Source organism: Gangjinia marincola (assembly GCF_039523415.1).
GTDB lineage: Bacteria > Bacteroidota > Bacteroidia > Flavobacteriales > Flavobacteriaceae > Gangjinia > Gangjinia marincola.
Map to the genome: position 1 here is coordinate 291,536 of NZ_BAAAFG010000001.1, position 20,659 is coordinate 312,194.

The following is a 20,659-nucleotide window of genomic DNA, read 5'->3' on the forward strand; positions in this document are numbered from 1 at the left end:
TTTAAAATATAATATATAACATCATGCAAGTTAAATTACAAACACTCAAAACGGGATTCCTACTTCTTTTTTTGATAAGTATGCCCGCATTGCTGCACGCGTTTCAGCAGCAGGAAAACAGTGACAATTTCACTTCTTTTAAAGGTGAATTATTAGATCAGAACACGAAAAAACCATTGGTGTCTGCCACGCTAACCATTGTAAATACTCAATTATCAACAGTTACTAATAACGAGGGCGAATTTTTACTCAAAGTCCCCGATAATATAGCTGCCACAATGGTTGAACTATCTTATCTTGGATATGCCACAAAGGTGATTGAATTGAGCTCTCTAAAACCTGAGGAAAATACATTATTCCTCACACCGGTCACAACACAGCTTAATGCAGTGAGTTTGACGCAATACAAAGATGCCCGTGGTTTGGTAGAACAGGTTTTTAATAATAAATCTGAAAATTATTTGGGTGATCAGGCTCTAATGACTGCTTTTTACAGGGAGTCGATTAAAAAGAGAAACCGAAATGTATCCCTGGCGGAAGCGGTGGTAAATATCAAAAAAGAACCTTATGAAACAAACCGAAAAGATATTGTATCACTTTATAAGTCCAGAAAAAGCACAGATTATACCCGTCTTGATACCGTAGCAGTAAAATTACAAGGCGGACCGTTTAATGCACTTTATATCGATTTGATGAAATACCCTGAATATTTTCTGGGTGCTGATGGAATCGACAATTACGATTTCTCAATAGTAGAGACTACAGAGGTTAACGGCATTCAGGTTGTTGTGGTTGATTTTAAACAAAAGTCTGAGGTAGATTTCCCCCTTTATTACGGTCAATTATTTATCAATCCAAATACCTTAGCCTTAACAAATGCGTCTTATAGCCTCAATTTAGAAGATGAAACGAAAGCTAGTAATTTATTTGTGCGTAAAAAACCAGGGAAGCTCACTGTGATTCCAACTGTGGCAAATTATCAAGTGGATTACAGAGAAGAAAATGGCAAATGGTATTATAGTTATAGTAATGTTGATTTGGGACTAACCATCAAGGAAAAAGGAAAACTTTTTAATAGTAAATACTATTTGAGTAGTGAGATGGTTATCACAAATATTGAGTCAATCGCAAATATCACAGACTTTAATAAAAACAAAAAATTCAAGTCACGTACCATCTTAGCTGATGCTGCTTCAGGATTCAACGACCCACAATTTTGGGGAGAATACAATGTTATTGAGCCCGAAAAATCGATTGAGTCGGCCATTAAAAAAATTCGGCGTCAACTTAAACGCACTGGGAGTTAAACAACTTTTTACTAGTAATTACTAGCCAAAACATTCTGTTAATTTAGAGTGTTTTGGCTTTATTTATTTAAGAGCTATTTGTGAAAACCTTAGTTTGGATCGTAGTATTTTGCATCCTGTATGAAAGTAACATTACGTGCAGCAGCAATTTATAATCTTGTATGGGGAGCTTGGGTTGTGCTCTTTCCCAATCATTTCTTTGAATTAGTTGGTATGGAGCCACTCAACCATCCTATGGTTTGGCAAGGTATGGGAATGGTCATTGGTGTTTATGGCTTAGGATACTGGTGGGCGTCTTATGATCCTATAAGGCATTGGCCGATTGTAGCCGTTGGTTTTTTAGGTAAGATTTTTGGCCCACTGGGATTTATCATGAACTATTTGAATGGTGATGTACCTTTTGAATTTATCTATACCTTGATTACAAACGATTTTATCTGGTGGATCCCTTTCTTTATCATACTTAAACGCGTACATACAACCTCAAATTGGAAATTATATGAAGCTTAATTACTCTAAAATCTTATTTTTTCTGTTCTTCTTTGTGGCCGGAATAACCCACTTTTTTGCTCCTTTAGTGTATATGGACATGATACCAGATTATTTCCCATCAAAAACAATTATTAATTCTATCAGTGGTTTTTTAGAGATTATCATCTCTATTTTAATCTTGCCAAGACAAACCCGAAAATTCGCCGCAGTACTTGCTATAGTATTATTACTGGCATATATTCCTGCTCATATTTGGTTTATTCGAAAAGAGCCATGTTTTAATACATATTGCATCCCGGTATGGGTTGGTTGGGTGCGTTTATTACTAATTCATCCCCTATTGATATGGTGGGCGTATCGACTAGGCTTCAAAACAAATACAAGGCATGTACCACGTACATCAGTATAGTTTGTTACTCGATTTTGGGCTAGTTGTTTTAATTTGGATAGTGCAGCTTATCATCTATCCGGGCTTTACATTTTACGCCAAAGAAAATCTAGCCCGCTGGCATAAAGTATATACCCCAAGGATTACCTATATAGTGTTACCCCTCATGGTGGGTCAAGCAGCGATGGCGGTCTATTTCTTATCCCAAAGTTTAGATTCTTTTACATTGAGCTATACTGGATTAATTATCTTAGTATGGTTAAATACCTTTTTACAAGCTGTTCCACTACATACTAAAATTCAACATTCAACCCATGGATTACCCTTTGCTAATAAGTTGGTTACAATAAATTGGTCCAGAACGATTTTATGGAACGTATTATTTATCCTTCACTTAATTCAGGTCCATAGACTTTACTAAATGAATACAATAATGTGTATCGTTTTCACTCTGTAGAACTCACCAGTGTCGTTAAAAAGAGTTGTTTCGTCGAAAATGTTCGATTGTGCTTGGTATATACCCTACCTAAATTCGATATTAGACTGTACTATCCTACTTATTCAATGCGTGTTGAAGATTCAACTTTAAAAAATGATATATTACACAAGCTGTCAATGCCTGAAGGTAACTTTTACTTCATGGATAAATATATCGTTGCCGAAGTTTATGAGGGTGTGATTTTTTCTTGGGAACTTGCCGAAAAAGTGATCTATGAGGCCAGTGAATTTTACGGCTCTGATATCAAAATCTCATATATAACCAACCGCATTAACTCATATTCTACAATTCCCAGGGATTGGCTTAATCTATTTAGAGAATTTAGTAAAAATGTTGTTTCTACTGCCTTTGTTAATTATTCTGGGCTTGGCATTAAAAACTACCTGGTTGAAAAAATTTTTATTCGCGGTAAAGTGGGGCATTTCACACATCTTATGGAAGCAGTAGAATGGACCGTATATCAACATAAAAAACTTAATGTCGAAAATCCTACTAATGCCTAGCGTACGTTAGACGTGTAAAATTTGCCAAAGCTCATTGAAAATAAGTGATACACATTATAAAAAAAAGATTTTACACCATGTTCGTTTAAAAACAGGTGACTATTACTTCTTTAAAAATTTCATTGTTTCTGAAGTTCATGAGGGTGTACAATTTGACTGGGCTGCAGGTGAAGAATTGTTATATCACGTATATGAATTTTATGGTGGTAGCGTTAGGGTGGGTTATATATCTAATCGTATCAATTCGTATAACGTAGTTCCAAGAGACTGGCTAAAATTCTATAAAGAACATGGTGAAGGTGTCTTGTGTACAGCTATTATTTCGTACAATGGCATTAGCGTCAAAAACTTTTTATTAGAAAAAATTTTCATGGCCGGAAAAGTCAAACATTTTGATAATCTAACTTCGGCTATTGAATGGGTCAAAGAGAAGAAGAAAAAATCCACTAAGAAAATATCTTATTCTAATCGATAATAGCCGGTTTTTAGATATGCCCCATCTTTGAAAACCACAGGATGATCCACATCGTGATAGGTTTTCTTGATATGTCTAAAGGTTCTACCGGTTTGAGCTAGTGTGCTTTCTACCGTGTCAAAAAATAGTTTAGCTTCAACTCGTGCAGAACATGAAGCCATAATAAATATACCTTTTTTGCTCACCAAATTAACACCTAATTCAACCAACTTAATATAACTTGATAAAGCTTTTCTAATGTGAGATTGTTTATTGGCAAAGGTAGGCGGATCAATGATTACAATATCGTACGTTCTTTTTTGCGCAATTAAATCCTCCAAAATAGAAAACGCATCTCCCGCCAAGATAAGATGCTTGCCATTATACGAATTAAGTTCGGCATTTTCTTTAGCTAATGTTAATGCCTGTGCGCTAATATCAACGCTGGTGACCTTTTTCGCACCACCGGCTAATGCATGAACCGAAAATCCGCCAGCGTAACTAAACACATCTAAAACACTTTTGTCTTTAGCCATTTCTCCAACAGTTTTTCGGTTGTGCCTGTGATCTAAAAAATAACCGGTTTTGTGGCCTTTGATGACATGAGCAGAAAATCTTACGCCGTGTTCTTCAAAGAGAACTATCGGATGTTTGAGCGTTCCATAAACCACTTGACCTTCAACATATGACGTATAAGCTCCCTTTTTATGAAGGTTTCGGCTAAACCGAAGCACGATAGCCTGTGGAGAAAATAAAGAAGCTAAAATGTTAAATAATTGAGCCAGATAGGGTTTCCATATTTCAGCATAAAGCTTGACAACCATAACCTTATCGTAAATATCTACAATCAAACCCGGAAAATAATCGTGTTCTCCAAAAATTAATCTATACGCATTGGTTGGCGTCTTCAACAGTGGTAAACGCAAGGCATAGGCCTGTTCAATTCGCGATGTTAAAAATGCAGAATCTATTTTCACTGCCGTACCCACATGAATTAATTTAATTCTAATGGGCGAATCAGGATCCATTAGACCAATAGCAATTAATTTATCTTTTTTTTGACTAAATATAATCGCAAGATCTCCGGCAACAGCATGAGACGCTATTTTTTGAATTCCGTCTTCAAAAACCCAAGGATACCCATTTTTGACGCTACGTTCGGCTTTAGAAGTGAGTCGCACCGCGATTTGTTGTTGCATAAGAATTTAATTTAATTCAAAAATACAATCTTTATATCCTCATCAAATCAAAAAGCCTTGTTAACTGATCTGTGTCTGCAAGATGTTTTAATTATTTTTGATGCGCTATGACGAAAAAGAAAAAGCCAGATGCAGTCGTGTACGACGACAAGGAGGATAAATACAACGCCAGTCTACTCCCCTACGCTTCCTCTGTTTCGGCTCCAAAGATCACTGTTCCAGACATTAGTTTTTGGAAAAATAATAATGTAAGTAAAGTGAATCATCACTTTAATACAAAATATACTGAGCTTAAGGCCGAGTTTGAGAAAATGCAGGAGGAGTTTGAATACAATCAATTAATTTATCAGGCTAATTTCTCTTTTGAGCCTATTGTAGGTGAAACCTATCATTTGTATGATGCAAAAGACGGGAGCATTTTTCTTTCCCCTATACTACCACAGGAGTGCACTTTTACCCATCGGGGCTCATTTATCCTTACTACTGAAAAGCTCTGGTCTAAGGTTTCATAACCTTAATTTAATAACGTAAGTATTAGTTTGTCGTATTTTTTTGTACTTTTAACTTCCAACAAATCTACATATACGATGAAACACAACTACTTTTCACAGGTAAAGAAAGGTATTATCCTTTTATTAGGATTATTTACCGCCTGCCTTACCGCACAAGTTCAACCCGGTGATGTGGTCATTACCGAAATCATGAAAAAACCCCAGCAGGTGAGTGATAACGACGGCGAATGGCTGGAATTGTTCAATACAACCAACAGCCCAATTGATCTTCAAGGGTTTTTATTGATCGATAGCGATCAACAAAATGGCGGACATATTATCAATCAACCGCTAATCATTCAGCCGCAGTCCTATGCTGTACTCGCAGCAAATGATGATAATGCCACCAACGGTGGAATCACTGTTGTGGATTATGAATATGATACACTAGCCTTTGCTAATTCTAGTGATGGTGTTAATCTGGAATTTAATGGAGTAATCATTGATCAGGTTGTTTATGATACCTCGAATTTCCCCAATGAAAACGGAAAGAGCCTTGAACTAGCTAGTAATATTATTGATGCTACGCTTAATGATGAAGGTCAATACTGGTCTAGTGCTATAGACACCTATGGAGATGGTGACTTTGGTACACCAGGTAGTGTAAATAGTTTTGTTTTCTTTGATGCCGCTGATTTGAGTCTTAGCATCGAAAATGAAACATTTAACGATATTGATGGAAGCGGAAGTATTTCTGCCAATGATGAAGTTTTAGTTGTCATCACCCTTTCAAATGATGGTCCTGATAGCGTGAACGATGTAATCATAGAATCTGTCATTCCAGATGGATATGTAGTAAATACAGTAAATGATGGTGGAGTACTCAATGGTAGCACAATTACTTGGTCGAACATCACTTTATCAAATGCCGAAGAAATTCAAGTTCAATTTTCCGTTAGTGTTGTGGTTGGTGATGAGTATGGCATTTGTGCAGAAATTATAAATTCAAGTCAGTTTGATCCTGATAGCACACCGGGCAACGGGGATAATACAGAAGATGATTATGACTGTACAGATCCGGTAATCGAAGCTGTTGCTGATTTGGCAATTGCAATTAATAGCACTGGTAGTATTGATAATGATGGAAGCAATAGTACATCAGCGGGGGATTTCAACACAAAATTGGTTACAATAGTCAATAACGGACCTAATACTGCTACTGGGGTAAATATTGTTAGCACTTTTGAAGATGGTTATACTAATATAAGTAATATATCAAATGGTGGTATATTAACAGCGAATGAAATTACTTGGACTGATTTGACCATAGCATCTGGCGAATCTTTGGTTTTGGAGTACGATGTTGAAATTACAGCGACAGGAAATTATGAAATTTGTGGCGAAGTTATTGCCTCAGATCAATTTGATTTTGACAGCACCCCAGGTAACGGAGATTCAAATGGTGATGAAGATGATGATGTCTGTTTCACTTTCAACGTAACTCCTGTAGCTGATCTTGAACTCAATTTTGAAGTAGACAATGAAACTCCTTTAGCAAATGAAAATATCGTTTTTACAATTAGTGTTATAAACAATGGTCCCAATAATCTCTCACCAGGAGTTACCGTTGCCAATGAACTACCAAACGGACTAACTTTTATTGATAGTAGTACTAATGATTATGATCCCGTAACAGGTATATGGACATTACCCGGTTTTAGTGTTGGAGCAACCAGCACTATAGAGATTACCACCTCTGTAAATACGACAGGAACTTATGGAACTTGTGCTGAAATAATGTCATCACCATTTTTTGACACTGATAGTGTCCCGGGAAATTTTGATTTTAACGAGGATGATTTAGTTTGCTTAAGTCTTTCACCTAACTTATACATATTGGACATTAATCAAAACATTTTTTCTATATATCCTAATCCTATTGATTCACAACGAGAGGAACTTACAATTCAAACCAATCAATCAGGAGCAATCTTGGTTGAAATCTTTGACTTACTAGGTAAAAAGGTGGTAAAAACATTAGTAGATGGTGCTTCGATACAAGTAAGCCAACTTTCTAGCGGTGTTTATTTATTACGATTATCACATAATGGACAACAATTTACTCGCAAGTTAGTTGTAGAATAATAGGACGATAGCAAATAAAAAAATGCTGAATATTGCGATTCAGCATTTTTTTTGCTTTACACTTACTTAGGATTAAGCATCTGTTTGATTCGATCTGCTAAATCATCATAATGATAGCGCGTCACCGTATTTCTTGCGACAGCACGCGCAAGTTGTAAGTCATTGCGTAAATTCTTTAGCTCTCCACGAACTAACGATCTCAAATCACTGGTGTTAACATTATATTGAATACCAGATTCAAATCCCGGTCGGCTATAGGATCGATTTGAAGGAAGTTCAGTAAGTAGATATTCCATGCGCTCTACGTAACTCTTTTGTAAATTACGTCGATAGATATTGGAGCTGCTTCTGTTTTTTAGTTCGAAAAAGAGTGCTGATCTCAGGTCCCGAAACATCTCACTGGCAGAATAGTAATTTTCATTAAACGTTTCTGCATCAATAAGCCGGCCAATACGATCAAAACTTAACAGACTATTTAAATGACGCGCCTGGACTCGTCTAAGCCGTTCAAAATACCCCGCATGATCGATGTTTTGAAGGATTTGAGGGTCTACTAACCAGTCTGGTGTATTAAACGCATTCTTAGCCAACCACTGCATGGATGCTTTTTGGGTGGCTTCATCCACATGTTCATAGACCTTTCCCGGTTGATCAGGCATTTTAATGTTTTCATGTACCCCTCCAATATTTGCCGCTACGTGACCTACATACCTGCTCCATACGCCCAACAATTCACCATAAAGTTCTTCTAAGTCTTGATAATCATTTGTCTTGGCTGAGGTCCATTCAGGAAGGTTTTTTGCTACTAGTTTAAGGTTCTTAAGCCCGTAGGTACTTGCCTGGATAGAATTATTACTGATATCTTCGGTTTTGGAGGCAGGATCAAATCGGCTGGATTGCCTCCCAAAGACATACTTAGGATCGCCTTCTTTGTCTTTAATCCAGGAGTTTAAGGTTTGTTGTTCTGCTTCCGCGGAAGCGAATTCAGGCAAATAACGATATCCCCAGTTCACTGCATAATGATCGTACGGCCCTAATTGCCGTATAAACCGAATATTCTCATCACCCGGCTGAGCTATATAATTGTAACGTGCATAATCCATGATGCTGGCTGCGATACCATTTTGTTGCGTAAAGGAACTATCCCGATAGGATTCTACGTCATATGCATTGCTTGCCGCCATATTATGCGGAAAGCCAAGTGCGTGACCTACTTCATGCGCGATTACCATTCGCATCATCTCCCCTATCTCGGCTTCACTGGTATTTAATGTTCTCGCTGAAGGGTTTGCAGCACCGGTTTCTAATAAATAGCGGTTGCGATAACTTCTTAAATGATTGTGGTACCAAATTATATCACTTTCGATTATTTCACCACTACGCGGGTCACTCACACTGGGACCAACGGCATTTCGCGTTGTACTAGCCACATAACGCACCACAGAATATCGTACGTCCTCTGGACTAAACTCTGGATCCTCTTCTTTGGTCGGGGGGTCTTTAGCGATGATCGCATTTTTGAACCCCGCAGTTTCAAAGGCCTTTTGCCAATCTTCAATCCCTTGTTTGATATAAGGTCTTAAATACTCTGGCGTTCCTTCATCCAAATAATAGACAATAGGTTTAACCGGCTCTACTAACTCACCGCGTTGATAAGCTTCAACATCCTTGGGAATCAAATTCCAACGTCTGATGTACGTTTTTTGATCAGACTTAAGCGCCATACTGCCGTAATCTGTTTGACTAATAGTGAAAAATCCAACACGAGGGTCAAATATTCTGGGTTGCATAGCCTTTTTAGGGAGTAAGATCATGGAGTGATTCATTTGAAGACTAATCGTTCCCGCTCTGGATTGAGATGGTGGCTCTGCCGCTTCAAAAGTTACTTCTTGCTTTACTTCTATGTTTAGAGGAAAACTCTTCACTGAGTTGATAAAGGTTCTATTGGCATCAAGTCGTTTTACTTTATAGCGTTTTCGTAGTCCGGCATTGAGTCCGCTGATTGCAGGGACATCACTGGTGAAAAACTTAGAGACATCAATGACTAACCCATCTCCACCCGGTGAAATGGACTTTATATCAAATGAATATAAAATAGGTTCGTAGTTATTGACTGCAACAGACTTACTTATCGCTAAAGTAGAATCTGCCACAGCTGCATATGATTTTACTCTCAGTAAAATCTTGGTGTCAAAACGCTCCCAATGAACTACCTGTTCATTGGTTTTTGAGCCTGCATTAACATAGCCACCGCCCAGGTTTGCCGGGATCTTGGCAATTCTGGACACCAGTAACATTTCACGATTGAGTAAGCTGTCTGGTAATTCAAAATAATATGCCTCCTTGACTTTATGCGTTTTAAAAAGCCCCTCATCTGTTTCGGCAGAGGCAGTAATGACCGCACTGTAGGGTTTCAAACCATTAGAGGTGGTTGAAGTTTGATTATTCTTTCGTTTATTTTTCTTCTTGCGCTGTGCGTAATCCTGCGTTGGAACTAACAGCATTAAAAGTGCTAGTAGTAGTGATAAGCGTAAATTCATAAAACGTATATTTTAGCTAAAAATACATATTTCCTAAGAACTTAAATCAGGACGCTATTTGCTGTCTTAAAACACTTGATGTATAAACTTATCAACACGCAAACGTTTTCGTGATAATACGTTAAGAAAAGTTTAAATAATGGTAATTATATTGACGAAAATTTAAATAAATCATTATGAAAAAAGTATTACTTATTGTTTTGGCACTTACTGCCGGGATTTTTTCTACACAGGCTCAATCCATTGGGATGGTGGGTACTGCAGCGGCCGGTTGGCCAGATGACAACAACCAGACTGATATTGTTATGGGGACAGTTGATAATGTAAATTTCACCTACTACTCACTCGTTTCACCTGGTGGTGAATTAAAGTTTAGACAAGATTTCGCATGGTCAGTTAACTGGGGTTCTGCAGATTTTCCAACTGGTACAGGTACTCAAGACGGAGCAAACATCCAGGTGCCAGAAGGTATCTACGACGTTACTTTCAATATTGATACCGGGGAATATGCGTTTACAGCTCCAACGGTAACTATTGGAATGGTAGGTACAGCAGCAGATGGGTGGCCTAATGACGATGATCCACAAATTGATGTTGAAATGAGTTCTGCTGATGGGGAGAACTATACACTTACAGCCTATGAATCTGTTGGGGGTGAAGCTAAATTTAGACAAAACTATGATTGGACTGTGAATTGGGGAGCATCAGATTTTCCTAGTGGTACAGCTACTCAAGATGGAGCTAATATCCAAGTGCCAGCGGGAACGTATGATATTGAGTTCAATATTGTTACTGGTGCTTATAGTTTTAACCAAGCCGCTCTATCTAATGGAAGATTTGAAGAAGTAACTTTTTCAGTATTTCCAAATCCATCTTCAGATCAGTGGAATATTGAACCACGCAATGGTGAGGTGATTACTAAAATTGAGCTTTTTAACCTATTAGGAAAACGTGTTCTTACGTCAACTTCTACATCGATTAACGCCAATGGATTAACCAGCGGAGTTTACCTTGCTAGAATTGAATCTCAAGGAGCAGTTTCTACCATAAAATTGATTAAGCGCTAATTCTAACTAACTATACATTAGCGACCTAAGGGTCAAGGCGATTTCGTCTTGACCTTTTTTATTTTCACTTAAACGATTTCAAGCTGGTATAACGTTTAATTAACGCCTTTAAAATTGCGTAAAGCCTTGATACACGCTATATTTGTACTCCCTCAAATTCTCTAAGTATATGCCTCAAACCGCACAACGAAAAAAAGCCCGCTGGAAATTAATACATCAGTACTATACCTATACCGGCTTTTACCAGTTTTTGTTTATCAGCTTAAAAAAATCTATACTTCCCATTCTTTTATTTATTGGGGCTATAGCTGCGGTACATATCTGGGTGATTGATGTCAAAGAAATTTTAGCTTATCTCAATGCTGAAATGTCAACTATTGATGTTTTGGTATTTTCTTTTATCTCAGAGACATTTTTGGGTCTCATCCCGCCAGAAATCTTCATTGCCTGGTCCAGAGATACCTCAAGTCCTTTACTATTTCTAAGCTTATTGGCATTAAGTAGTTATATAGGAGGCATCATTTCATACTGGGGAGGACGCAGTCTGTATCGCATTCCCAGTGTTCATAATTATTTAGAAATAAGAATGCGTAAGCACATACTCCAAATGAAAAAATGGGGTGCTATTCTCATCGCTGTAGGTGCGCTATTGCCACTTCCCTTTTCTATCTCTTGTATAGCGGCAGGTTTAATTAAGTTTAGTTTTAAACAATTACTGATCATTGGATTGCTTCGATTTGTGCGCTATTATATCTATGCCATCGCTATTTTTAAAGTTGTTTCACAATTGTAGGAGTTTCTTTGATTATTCAATATATGTCGTTTTAGTTCGTTTGAATGCTAAAGTATACACATGCGAAAAAAGAAAAAGGCAGCCTCTTTCTCTTGGTTTAAATTATTTTTAAAGTTATTCTTAAGTGTAATTCTTCTCCTGTTTTTATTCGTAGGGAGTATTTATGTAGGATTATGGGGAAAACTTCCCTCAAAAGAACAACTAGCTACGCTCACTCAAAGTAAGGCTTCAATTATTTTTGATCGCAATAAGGAAGTCCTAGGAAAAGTATATGTTTTTGACCGTGAACCAATCACCTATGATCAACTGCCTAAACACCTCATTGAAGCGCTTGTAAGTACAGAAGACACCCGTTATTATGAGCATAACGGTGTTGATGAGAAAAGTTTACTACGGGTTATTTTTAAAACTATTCTTTTACAACAAAAATCGGCCGGTGGCGGAAGCACGATTACTCAACAACTTGCTAAGAATGCTTATGGCCGAAAAGATTTTGGACGTTTTGGGATTGTGGTCAATAAGATTAGGGAAATATTTATTGCCCGTCGCATGGAAGAGGTGTATTCTAAGGAAGACATTTTAACCAAATACTTAAATACAGTTCCCTTCCCTGATAATACGTACGGAATAGGCAGTGCTTCCCGAAAATTTTTCAATAAAAAGGTTTCAGACTTAAACTTGACTGAAGCTGCTACACTTATCGGATCGCTTAAGGCAAACTACTATTACAACCCTAGGCTTTTCCCAGCTCAAAGCAAAGCACGTAGAAACACGGTTTTGAAACAAATGGTCTCGTATGGTACGTTGAGCCCCGATCGCGCTAAAATAGCTTCGCTTCAGCCCTTAGTCTTAGATTACCAACACCTAACAGATGAACAAGCCAGCGCGGCGTACTTTAGAGAACAGGTCAGGTTAAAAGCGATAAAAATTCTGGACTCTATTGAAAAAAGTACAGATCAAGAATATAATCTTTACCATGACGGTCTTAAGATTTACACCACTCTAGACAAAACAATGCAAGGTATTGCTGAAGATGTTACCAAGAATCATTTAGCAAAACTTCAAGGAGAATTTGAACAAGCCTATGGGAATAATGCTCCCTGGATTGTAGATAAAGCGCTTAGAATGAAAATCCTTAAGCGCTCAGCAGTTTATAAGAACTTAAAGAATGCTGGATGGAATGATACAGAAATCATGGATTCATTACAGCAAAAAAGATTGATGAATCTTTTTTCTCATCAAGGTGATTTGGTGAAAGAAGCAAGCATTATTGATAGCATAGTAGATCAGGCAAAATTACTCCACAGTGGCACGCTAATTACAGATCAATTTGGAGCGGTACGTACCTGGATTGGTGGTGTCAACTTTGAAACCTTTCAATATGATCATGTTGCCCAAAGCAAGCGTCAAGTAGGATCAGTCTTTAAACCAATTGTTTATACTGCGGCATTAGAATCTGGTATAGATCCCTGTAGTTATTTTCCTGTACGCAAATATGAGTATGAAGAAGGCTGGGTACCTTCTAATAGTAGTGAGACTAAAGATCCTTATCTCAACATATCCATGAAAAAAGCGCTGAGTAGATCGGTGAATACAGTTGCTGTTCAAGTATTTAAAGAAACAGGCCTTGAGAATGTTCAAGAGCTGGCATACGCTATGGGCATTGAAAGTACACTGCCAAATGTTTCTTCACTGGCATTAGGAACGGCAGAATTGGGTATACTGGAATTAAGTAAAGCTTACAGCACTTACATCAACAAAGGAAAACCTGCTACACCATATTTTATAGTGCGAATAGAAACAAGTGATGGAACTGTCTTAGCAGATTTTAAACCGAAGACCACTAAAGAAGAAGTAATCTCTCAAACAACCCGAAAAGTCATCATTGACATGTTACAAGAAACAGTAAACAAGGGAACCGCAAAGCGATTGAGAACAACCTACAATTTGACCAATGCACTTGCAGGAAAAACAGGTACTACGCAAAATAACAAAGATGCCTGGTTTGTTGGAATTACTCCAAAATTGGTAGCAATAACATGGGTGGGCCTAGATAATTATGAGATTGGATTTAGTTCAACAGCTATTGGTCAGGGAGCTTATGCGGCATTACCCGTATTTGGAGAAACCTATAAAGAGCTTACACAACGCAAAGAGTATCGCTCCTTAACTAAAGTACCCTTTGAGCAATTAACTGAAAAAGAACAGGAATTAGTGGACTGTCCAGATGATAAGCGTGATGGACTACTTAAGCGTTTATTCACAAATCCAGAAAAGACTAAAAAATATAAGAAAAAGAAAAAAGGCTTCTTAGGGCTGTTTGGTAAGAAATCTGAAGAAGATTAATCCATAAACAGCTCATTGATACGCTGTCTTAATTTACGATTATAGTCTTCAAACAACCAGGTTTTATAGTTTTTTGTATTGTTGATAATGCAATATGAATACTTTCTAACGCGTTCTGCAATGTCATCTTTAAGCTCTTTAGCTAAGATTCTGGCATCAAAAACATCTTCACTATTTTCAGCGCACATTTTTGCATGCTGAGCTATAGATATGTCGAGTGCGGCTTTAGCTTTTTTGCCTTCGGCAATCACTTTTTTGTACACCCGTTTCATGTCAAATTCCACGTTTTCAGTATTAGAAAACTGAGCTCTGAGTTCTGGTGGCATTTTATAAATAAAATTACGCTCAATATCCTCATCGGTGATCATGTTATCCAGGAACTGGTCAGGATAGGCAAAGATATACGGCCAGTTCATTGGTGATTCCCATGGTCCAAAACGTGCAATATTATTCCCCAAGTCAACGACTGTAAATTCATCCTTATTAGGAAGTTTTCTTGATCCTCTGCCAATCATTTGGTGATAAAGCGTTAATGAACGAGTCGCACGGTTTAGAATAATGCTGCGTACTGTAGGTTCATCAAAGCCTGTAGTGAGTATACTTACTGAAGTTAATATCGCATCAGGTGTATGCTTGAACCAGGATAAGATTTCCTTACGCTGTTCTTTGCTGTGGGTATTGTCCAGATGGCGAATAGGATAGCCAGCTTCTTTGAATAATTCAAATACGTGCCATGAAGCTGCAATACCATTATTAAAAATTAACGTTTTTGCTCCCTTACAATGATCTTCATAGGCATTGACCAATTTTTCTTGCATAGACATGCTGGTATACAGGTCATCTGATGAGCTTACCGTATAATCACCGTTAGGTCCAACTTTAAGTGTTCCCAAACCTACATCGTAATTAAAGGTTTTGGCTCTGGCTAAATAACCTTTCTCAATCAGTGAAGAAATAGATTCTCCCACGATTAAATCGTCGTAATTACGACGCATAGGTTGATCCAAATTAGAGCTTAAGGGAGTCGCCGTTACTCCTAAAATAAAGGCGTGCTCAAAATATTTAAACAGTTTATTAAACGAATTATAATGTGCTTCATCTATGATAACTAATCCCACATTGTCCAACTCTACCTGCTCATCATTAAGACGGTTATTTAGTGTTTCAACCATGGCAACAAAACAGTCGTAATCGTCCTGATCTTGTTCATCAAGTTCTTTAACCGTACTGTTGATGATCTTATTTTTAACTCTAAAATTATTTAATACGGCAGAGGTTTGCTTGCATAGCTCAATACGATGAGTAAGAACGACAACTTTTTTATTGTACTCTTTGATGTATCGTCTAACCATCTCAGAAAAAACAACTGTTTTCCCTCCACCTGTTGGTAACTGGTAAAGCAAATTGAAATCAGTTTGTTTTTCTTCGATTTTAGAAAAGATAGCTTCAAGATCACGTTGTTGGTAATCGTAAAGTACCTTTTTCTCCTTGAGTTCTGCCATGCACGTCGTTTACGAAAGGATTTTAAAAATGCAAAAATACGTCCTAACTTGAGTTTACCATAGAAATCATACAATTCTTTTGAAAAAATTTTAATCGCTAAATTGACGGTATTTTGTGAGTGTAAACATATAAATACCATAGCAAATTAAGCCTGCTGCGGTAAGACCAAGTAAGATGCTACCGTATGACTGCTCTTGAATAAATGAGAATGCTTCGGCTGTTCCACCAATTTTTTCTGTGCTATTAACAGAATTTGAATATGCCTTGTATAAGAAAAAGGCAATTATCCCGGTAACAACACCACGTGCGATGTGTCCCATGATCCCAGAATTTTTTACAACTTTTCGGCGTTTCGCTTCAGAAATAGATTCATAATCAAATTTCTTTAAGAAATCCTGAGTATACGCCTTTTTGAATTGAAAAATACTTTTAATCGCTAATCCAATCGCCGCTGCAATGAGCACATATTCAAACCAATCTGAGTTAGCGAATGAGGAACCTCCACTGCCGCTTCCGCCAGAAGTACTTGAAAACGCTTTATAAACAGCTAAACCGCCTAAGCCTAAATAAAATACTCCGCTCAAAAAGAATCCAAACCGCTTGGCATAAGCCTTACCGTCACTTCCAATATTTTCAGGATCACTAATGCTTTGTATAAATCTCCAAACAGCATAACAAATTAGTCCCAAACCTAAAATAGCAATTAGTACAGATCCAAATTCCTGTTTTTCAATAAATTCGATAACTTTAAGCTTGCCGGCTTTATCACCACCCATATCCAGGGCAGTAAGTAATGCCAATACACCTGTTACAGCATATACGGTTCCTTTAGCTGCGTAACCTACGCGTGCTGTTTTTTTAATAGAATCTTTCATGGTTGTTGTTAGTTTTTTCTAAAAATAATCCAACAACTGCTATAGTTTCATAAGTTTATTTCATTTAATTCAATTTTAACCTGATCGTATTTAAAGTTTAAAAAAATTAAGAAATGCTAATATCAGATGATAATGCTATTCTTCACCAACTTGCTGTACCAATTTTTTTATCAACACAATTTGTCCTAAATGGTAATGAGTATGCTCAATAAGACCCAAGAAATTGCGGTAGTATGAACCGTATTTTGAATCGATAAAATCTTCTGATAGACGATGAGAAGGGAACTGAGCCATTAAAATTGATAACTTCTCAACTTGAAGTAACGTACTGTTTTTCAAATCCTCCCAGCTCTTTTCACTATCGATTAATGGACAGTCAAAGCTTAATTCATCTTTTGCGTTTAATTCATTTCGCTCTAAAACTCCGCGAATAGCCGTTACATAATACCCGATATGATATACCAAAGTGGCAATGGAATGAATACCGTTAAGTGTTGACGTAGCCACCTTATAATCAATACGATACAATACATCTTTTACGTTAACTGATGTCCAATTACCACCAAAGAAGACCGTTTTTAAATGATGTGCAAGTTGTGCTGAAGTTTCCATACACTTTATGAAGCCGTTAAGATAATTATATTACCAAGATATCAATTACCTTTGAAACATGATGAGGAAATTATTCTTTCTCCTACCGGTTCTTACGCTTATTAGCATAAAGAATCTTGATCAAACAATTAATCAGGATGGATTAGTGGATCTTAAGGATGTATCTGTTTCTTTTACTTACGAAGTGCGGTATGCTACGACCAATAATTTTTTAAAAACGGCAGTATATGAGTGTGAGCGCTGTCTTCTCCAAGATGAAGTAGCAAAATCACTGGATTTAGCAAATACTTATTTCTGTGAGATGGGCTATCGAATTCGTTTATTTGACTGTTATCGACCATTGTCTGTTCAAAAAAAAATGTGGAAAATTTACCCCAATCCTACCTATGTGGCGAATCCATATACTAAAAAATCTGTGCATAATCGCGGCGCTGCGGTCGATTTAACCCTGGAGGATCTTGAAACAGGAAAGATGCTTGATATGGGGACAGACTATGATTTCTTCGGAAGAGAAGCACATCAGGATAATATGAGCTTACCTAAAGAAGTCTTAGAGAACCGCAAGATACTCCGCGAAGGAATGCAGAAATTCGGTTTTCAACCCATTAGAACAGAATGGTGGCATTACAGCTACCGGAAGAATTATCGCTATCCTGTCATGGATGATCCGCTTTGCGATTGATTTCCTAGCTATTGGTCATTTCTCGTTTGTTATTTAAGTACGATACACTCATAAATCAAAAATCCTTCATCGTTAATCTTAAATTCATTATCGAATTTAAAAAAGACTACCATTGCATACCGGAGACTGTGATTGAATACGAAAACTACAATTAAAAATCACTCCCCCGAATTCGCTCTAAACGATTTAAATGCCCTATTAGGCTCAATTATGGAGTACCCAGACCATATTTGAGCGTCATAAGCATCAAGAACGATAGGCTTATATACTTCTTGTACTTTAAACGCATCAAAGGCTTCGGCGGTTATGGTCTTATTATCGTAAAATAGAATCTCATGAACATCAGTACTTGATGTAGTCACAGTTAAATCTACTGAAGTTTTATTTTGACGTTTTCTTCCAGATACATTGTCATTCTTCTCTATTATCTTAAAATTTCGATCAACAAAGGCCGTCATTCCCTCCTCAAATCGTATAAAACTTGGAATATAACCTGTTGCTGATCTCTCATAAACCCATTCTCCTGCGTATAAAAATTTCTTGTAGCCAAAACCAAATAAGCTTAAACCTTCCAGTTTCCTTTTGTTTTTAAATACAATTCTGGCAACTCCAAAGTCCTCTACATTGACGTACAATTCTCCTTTAAACCCTGATCTTCGTTTTGAATCAAACTTTATACGATAAAGGATCATTTCTCCGTCTGATACAATTCCGTCTTTTATAAACTTGTACTTGTTATTGTCTTCAATTACATTTAATAAACTTTCAGCGTAAGCAAAATTACTCTTAAGTGCATTTTTCAAATCTATAGCTCTATCTTTAATATAGATATCACTACCTTCCTCATTGATAGATATTTTAACCCCTTGTGATGAATCTCCGGTTGAACTATCATCAGACTTGAAGTCATCATTATCAACGGTAAATCCTATGAGTCCCATCTTAATTTTATAGTAGCTGTCTTTCTTAGTGCGTTTTTTTATGATTTCTTTGAGCTCTTCAATTAGATCTTCTGATATATCTGTAGCATTCTCATCTGTAATAGAGGTCGCTTTAATGGGGTCTATCTTAGCACGTTCGCCTTTTAATAAAGCTTCTCCCAAGATATCTTCATATTTATAGTAATATCCTTCTCCCATACCAGAGAGACTATCAAAAAATGGTTTAGTAAATTCAGGAATGGTAGAATTTTGAAGATCAAACGTAACCTCCTGCACGTGATTGGTTGAAGAGGAGCGCATGAACATTTTTCTTTTCGCTATGACGGATGGAAAATTCTTTTCCAGATTTTCTTCAACTAAGTCAATGATCTCATCAACATCAAGCTCTTTTGAGGTCAAAAACACCTGATCTAATTCTTCTACTTTAGGAACCAGAAAAATAATGGAGTCTACCTCTTTATTTTTTGCGAAAACATAATTTTCATAACCAATACTACTAATTGCAATAGAATCAGTATTACTCATACGGGACGTATCAACGGTAAATAAGCCTTCATTATTTGTAATGGTCCCGCTATTTTTTCCAAATTGGATGGTCGCGTAAGCAATGGGCTTTTTCGTTTTTAAATCTCTGACTTTAGCACTTACAATTGAATCTTGCCCAAATGCAATAAAAGAAATTGAACCAATAAAGAAGAATAGTAGTAATCGTTTCATGAGTTGTCTTATTATCTCTTTTCAATATAGACGCAATTCTTTTCATAAAGGTTGCCTCAACCATACGATTTTTTCATAAAATCTTAGTCAGCCAGCTTTTGCTCCCATTTCCAGGCACTTTCTAAGGCCTGAGCCAACGTAAAGCGTGACTTCCATCCCAGCTGCTTACTGGCCTTAGTAGTATCTGCATAAGCCTGAATAACATCCCCTGTTCGTCTTTCTACAATGGCATAGGGAAGATCTACACCACTTACCTCTTCAAATGTTTTAACGACCTCAAGAACAGAATTTCCTGCGCCGGTTCCAAGATTATAAATAGAAAGCGAAGTCGTATATGAGGTATCAAACAATTGCTCCAGTGCTACTACGTGGGCTTCAGCCAAATCAACCACATGAATGTAATCACGAATGCAAGTGCCATCCTGAGTAGGATAGTCACCCCCAAAAATCGAAAGTTGTTCTCGTTTGCCGATTGCAGTTTGCGTAATAAAAGGGACCAGGTTTTGAGGAACTCCAATTGGAAGTTCTCCAATTAGACCACTTTCATGAGCTCCAATTGGATTAAAATACCGTAATAACGTAGCTTTAAAGTCAGGATAAGCCTTGCAAACATCAGTTATGATCTCTTCCCCTATCTGCTTGGTATTTCCATATGGAGATTCAGCTTTTTTTATAGGGGCAGCCTCTGAAATTGGCATCTCATCTGCCTGACCATAAACCGTACAAGAGGAACTAAAAATGAGTTTACAATTATGCTTAGTGAGTTCTTTAAGGAGATACACTAAACTATTGATGTTATTTTCATAATACAACAGCGGATTCTCAACACTTTCACCCACTGCTTTTGAAGCTGCAAAATGGATTACACCCGTAATATCCTTATGGCTGTTAAAAAGATTTTTGACAGAAGACTCATTGCGTAAATCAAGCTGTTCAAATGCAGGTTTAATACCGGTAATCTGTGTAATACCATCTAAAACTTCAATGGATGAATTAGATAAATCATCAACAATTACCACTTCATATCCTTTTTGCTGCAGGGCAACAGCTGTATGGGAGCCTATAAAACCTAACCCTCCTGTTACTAGTATCTTCATATCCTTCC

Annotated in this window: 19 protein-coding genes; 12 read left to right on the forward strand and 7 right to left on the reverse strand. The window is 37.2% G+C overall.

Translation table 11 applies throughout. The annotated features are described in order from the left end of the window. Positions 1 to 23 precede the first annotated feature (23 nt). The 6 genes from ABD000_RS01400 to ABD000_RS01425 all read left to right on the forward strand — a co-directional run bounded on the left by ABD000_RS01400 (position 24) and on the right by ABD000_RS01425 (position 3,664). Positions 24 to 1,307, forward strand: coding sequence for a carboxypeptidase-like regulatory domain-containing protein (locus ABD000_RS01400; RefSeq protein WP_343762846.1), 1,284 nt, complete (start codon positions 24 to 26; stop codon positions 1,305 to 1,307). Between the two features lie 120 nt (positions 1,308 to 1,427). Next, the gene (locus ABD000_RS01405; protein ID WP_343762848.1) at positions 1,428 to 1,817 is read left to right on the forward strand and encodes an alkyl hydroperoxide reductase; all 390 of its coding nucleotides are present in this window, start codon (positions 1,428 to 1,430) and stop codon (positions 1,815 to 1,817) included. Next, positions 1,807 to 2,208 (forward strand): DoxX family protein, encoded by a 402-nt coding sequence (locus ABD000_RS01410; RefSeq protein WP_343762850.1) that lies wholly within the window; start codon positions 1,807 to 1,809, stop codon positions 2,206 to 2,208. Before ABD000_RS01405 ends, ABD000_RS01410 begins: the two co-directional genes overlap by 11 nt. Beyond that, the gene (locus ABD000_RS01415; RefSeq protein WP_343762852.1) at positions 2,186 to 2,608 is read left to right on the forward strand and encodes a hypothetical protein; all 423 of its coding nucleotides are present in this window, start codon (positions 2,186 to 2,188) and stop codon (positions 2,606 to 2,608) included. Before ABD000_RS01410 ends, ABD000_RS01415 begins: the two co-directional genes overlap by 23 nt. A gap of 218 nt (positions 2,609 to 2,826) precedes the next feature. Next, positions 2,827 to 3,189 (forward strand): hypothetical protein, encoded by a 363-nt coding sequence (locus ABD000_RS01420; RefSeq protein ID WP_343762854.1) that lies wholly within the window; start codon positions 2,827 to 2,829, stop codon positions 3,187 to 3,189. 34 nt (positions 3,190 to 3,223) lie between these two features. Continuing rightward, the gene (locus tag ABD000_RS01425; RefSeq protein ID WP_343762857.1) at positions 3,224 to 3,664 is read left to right on the forward strand and encodes a hypothetical protein; all 441 of its coding nucleotides are present in this window, start codon (positions 3,224 to 3,226) and stop codon (positions 3,662 to 3,664) included. Here the strand turns inward: ABD000_RS01425 and ABD000_RS01430 are convergent. Continuing rightward, a complete protein-coding gene (locus ABD000_RS01430) occupies positions 3,649 to 4,842 on the reverse strand; it encodes a class I SAM-dependent rRNA methyltransferase (protein WP_343762861.1) in 1,194 nt (397 codons plus the stop codon). The two genes, ABD000_RS01425 and ABD000_RS01430, sit on opposite strands and share 16 nt — an antisense overlap. A gap of 107 nt (positions 4,843 to 4,949) precedes the next feature. Between ABD000_RS01430 and ABD000_RS01435 the strand changes: the two genes are divergently transcribed. Both ABD000_RS01435 and ABD000_RS01440 read left to right on the forward strand, forming a co-directional pair. Beyond that, positions 4,950 to 5,354, forward strand: coding sequence for a DUF2452 domain-containing protein (locus tag ABD000_RS01435; protein ID WP_343762864.1), 405 nt, complete (start codon positions 4,950 to 4,952; stop codon positions 5,352 to 5,354). A gap of 75 nt (positions 5,355 to 5,429) precedes the next feature. Then, positions 5,430 to 7,478, forward strand: a complete 2,049-nt coding sequence (locus ABD000_RS01440) for a T9SS type A sorting domain-containing protein (protein WP_343762866.1) — start codon at positions 5,430 to 5,432, stop codon at positions 7,476 to 7,478. Positions 7,479 to 7,540: 62 nt separating this feature from the next. Here ABD000_RS01440 and ABD000_RS01445 read toward each other — a convergent pair whose 3' ends face one another. Further along, positions 7,541 to 10,018 carry a zinc-dependent metalloprotease gene (locus ABD000_RS01445; protein WP_343762868.1) on the reverse strand — a complete coding sequence of 826 codons (2,478 nt, stop codon included), beginning with the start codon at positions 10,016 to 10,018 and terminating at the stop codon, positions 7,541 to 7,543. Positions 10,019 to 10,194: 176 nt separating this feature from the next. On the opposite strand from ABD000_RS01445, the gene ABD000_RS01450 reads away from it, so the two are divergent. The 3 genes from ABD000_RS01450 to ABD000_RS01460 all read left to right on the forward strand — a co-directional run bounded on the left by ABD000_RS01450 (position 10,195) and on the right by ABD000_RS01460 (position 14,224). Beyond that, positions 10,195 to 11,085, forward strand: a complete 891-nt coding sequence (locus ABD000_RS01450) for a T9SS type A sorting domain-containing protein (protein WP_343762871.1) — start codon at positions 10,195 to 10,197, stop codon at positions 11,083 to 11,085. Positions 11,086 to 11,254: 169 nt separating this feature from the next. Beyond that, positions 11,255 to 11,878 carry a short-chain dehydrogenase gene (locus tag ABD000_RS01455; RefSeq protein ID WP_343762873.1) on the forward strand — a complete coding sequence of 208 codons (624 nt, stop codon included), beginning with the start codon at positions 11,255 to 11,257 and terminating at the stop codon, positions 11,876 to 11,878. A 60-nt stretch (positions 11,879 to 11,938) separates the two neighbouring features. Further along, complete coding sequence (locus tag ABD000_RS01460) at positions 11,939 to 14,224, forward strand: transglycosylase domain-containing protein (protein WP_343762875.1); 2,286 nt, start codon at positions 11,939 to 11,941, stop codon at positions 14,222 to 14,224. Here the strand turns inward: ABD000_RS01460 and ABD000_RS01465 are convergent. The 3 genes from ABD000_RS01465 to ABD000_RS01475 all read right to left on the reverse strand — a co-directional run bounded on the left by ABD000_RS01465 (position 14,221) and on the right by ABD000_RS01475 (position 17,214). Continuing rightward, on the reverse strand, positions 14,221 to 15,726 hold the full coding sequence (locus ABD000_RS01465) for a DEAD/DEAH box helicase (protein ID WP_343762877.1): 1,506 nt from the start codon (positions 15,724 to 15,726) through the stop codon (positions 14,221 to 14,223). The genes ABD000_RS01460 and ABD000_RS01465 overlap by 4 nt on opposite strands. A 90-nt stretch (positions 15,727 to 15,816) precedes the next feature. Then, positions 15,817 to 16,602, reverse strand: a complete 786-nt coding sequence (locus ABD000_RS01470) for a DUF1206 domain-containing protein (protein WP_343762879.1) — start codon at positions 16,600 to 16,602, stop codon at positions 15,817 to 15,819. Positions 16,603 to 16,737: 135 nt separating this feature from the next. Continuing rightward, positions 16,738 to 17,214: a DUF1572 domain-containing protein gene (locus ABD000_RS01475; RefSeq protein WP_343762882.1), complete on the reverse strand. Its 477-nt coding sequence runs from the start codon at positions 17,212 to 17,214 to the stop codon at positions 16,738 to 16,740. 61 nt (positions 17,215 to 17,275) lie between these two features. Between ABD000_RS01475 and ABD000_RS01480 the strand changes: the two genes are divergently transcribed. Further along, the gene (locus ABD000_RS01480; protein ID WP_425545340.1) at positions 17,276 to 17,896 is read left to right on the forward strand and encodes a M15 family metallopeptidase; all 621 of its coding nucleotides are present in this window, start codon (positions 17,276 to 17,278) and stop codon (positions 17,894 to 17,896) included. Positions 17,897 to 18,054: 158 nt separating this feature from the next. Here the strand turns inward: ABD000_RS01480 and ABD000_RS01485 are convergent, their stop codons facing one another. After that, the gene (locus tag ABD000_RS01485) at positions 18,055 to 19,554 is read right to left on the reverse strand and encodes a carboxypeptidase-like regulatory domain-containing protein (RefSeq protein ID WP_343762889.1); all 1,500 of its coding nucleotides are present in this window, start codon (positions 19,552 to 19,554) and stop codon (positions 18,055 to 18,057) included. An 83-nt stretch (positions 19,555 to 19,637) separates the two neighbouring features. After that, the gene (gene galE / locus ABD000_RS01490) at positions 19,638 to 20,651 is read right to left on the reverse strand and encodes a UDP-glucose 4-epimerase GalE (RefSeq protein WP_343762892.1); all 1,014 of its coding nucleotides are present in this window, start codon (positions 20,649 to 20,651) and stop codon (positions 19,638 to 19,640) included. Positions 20,652 to 20,659: the final 8 nt, after the last annotated feature.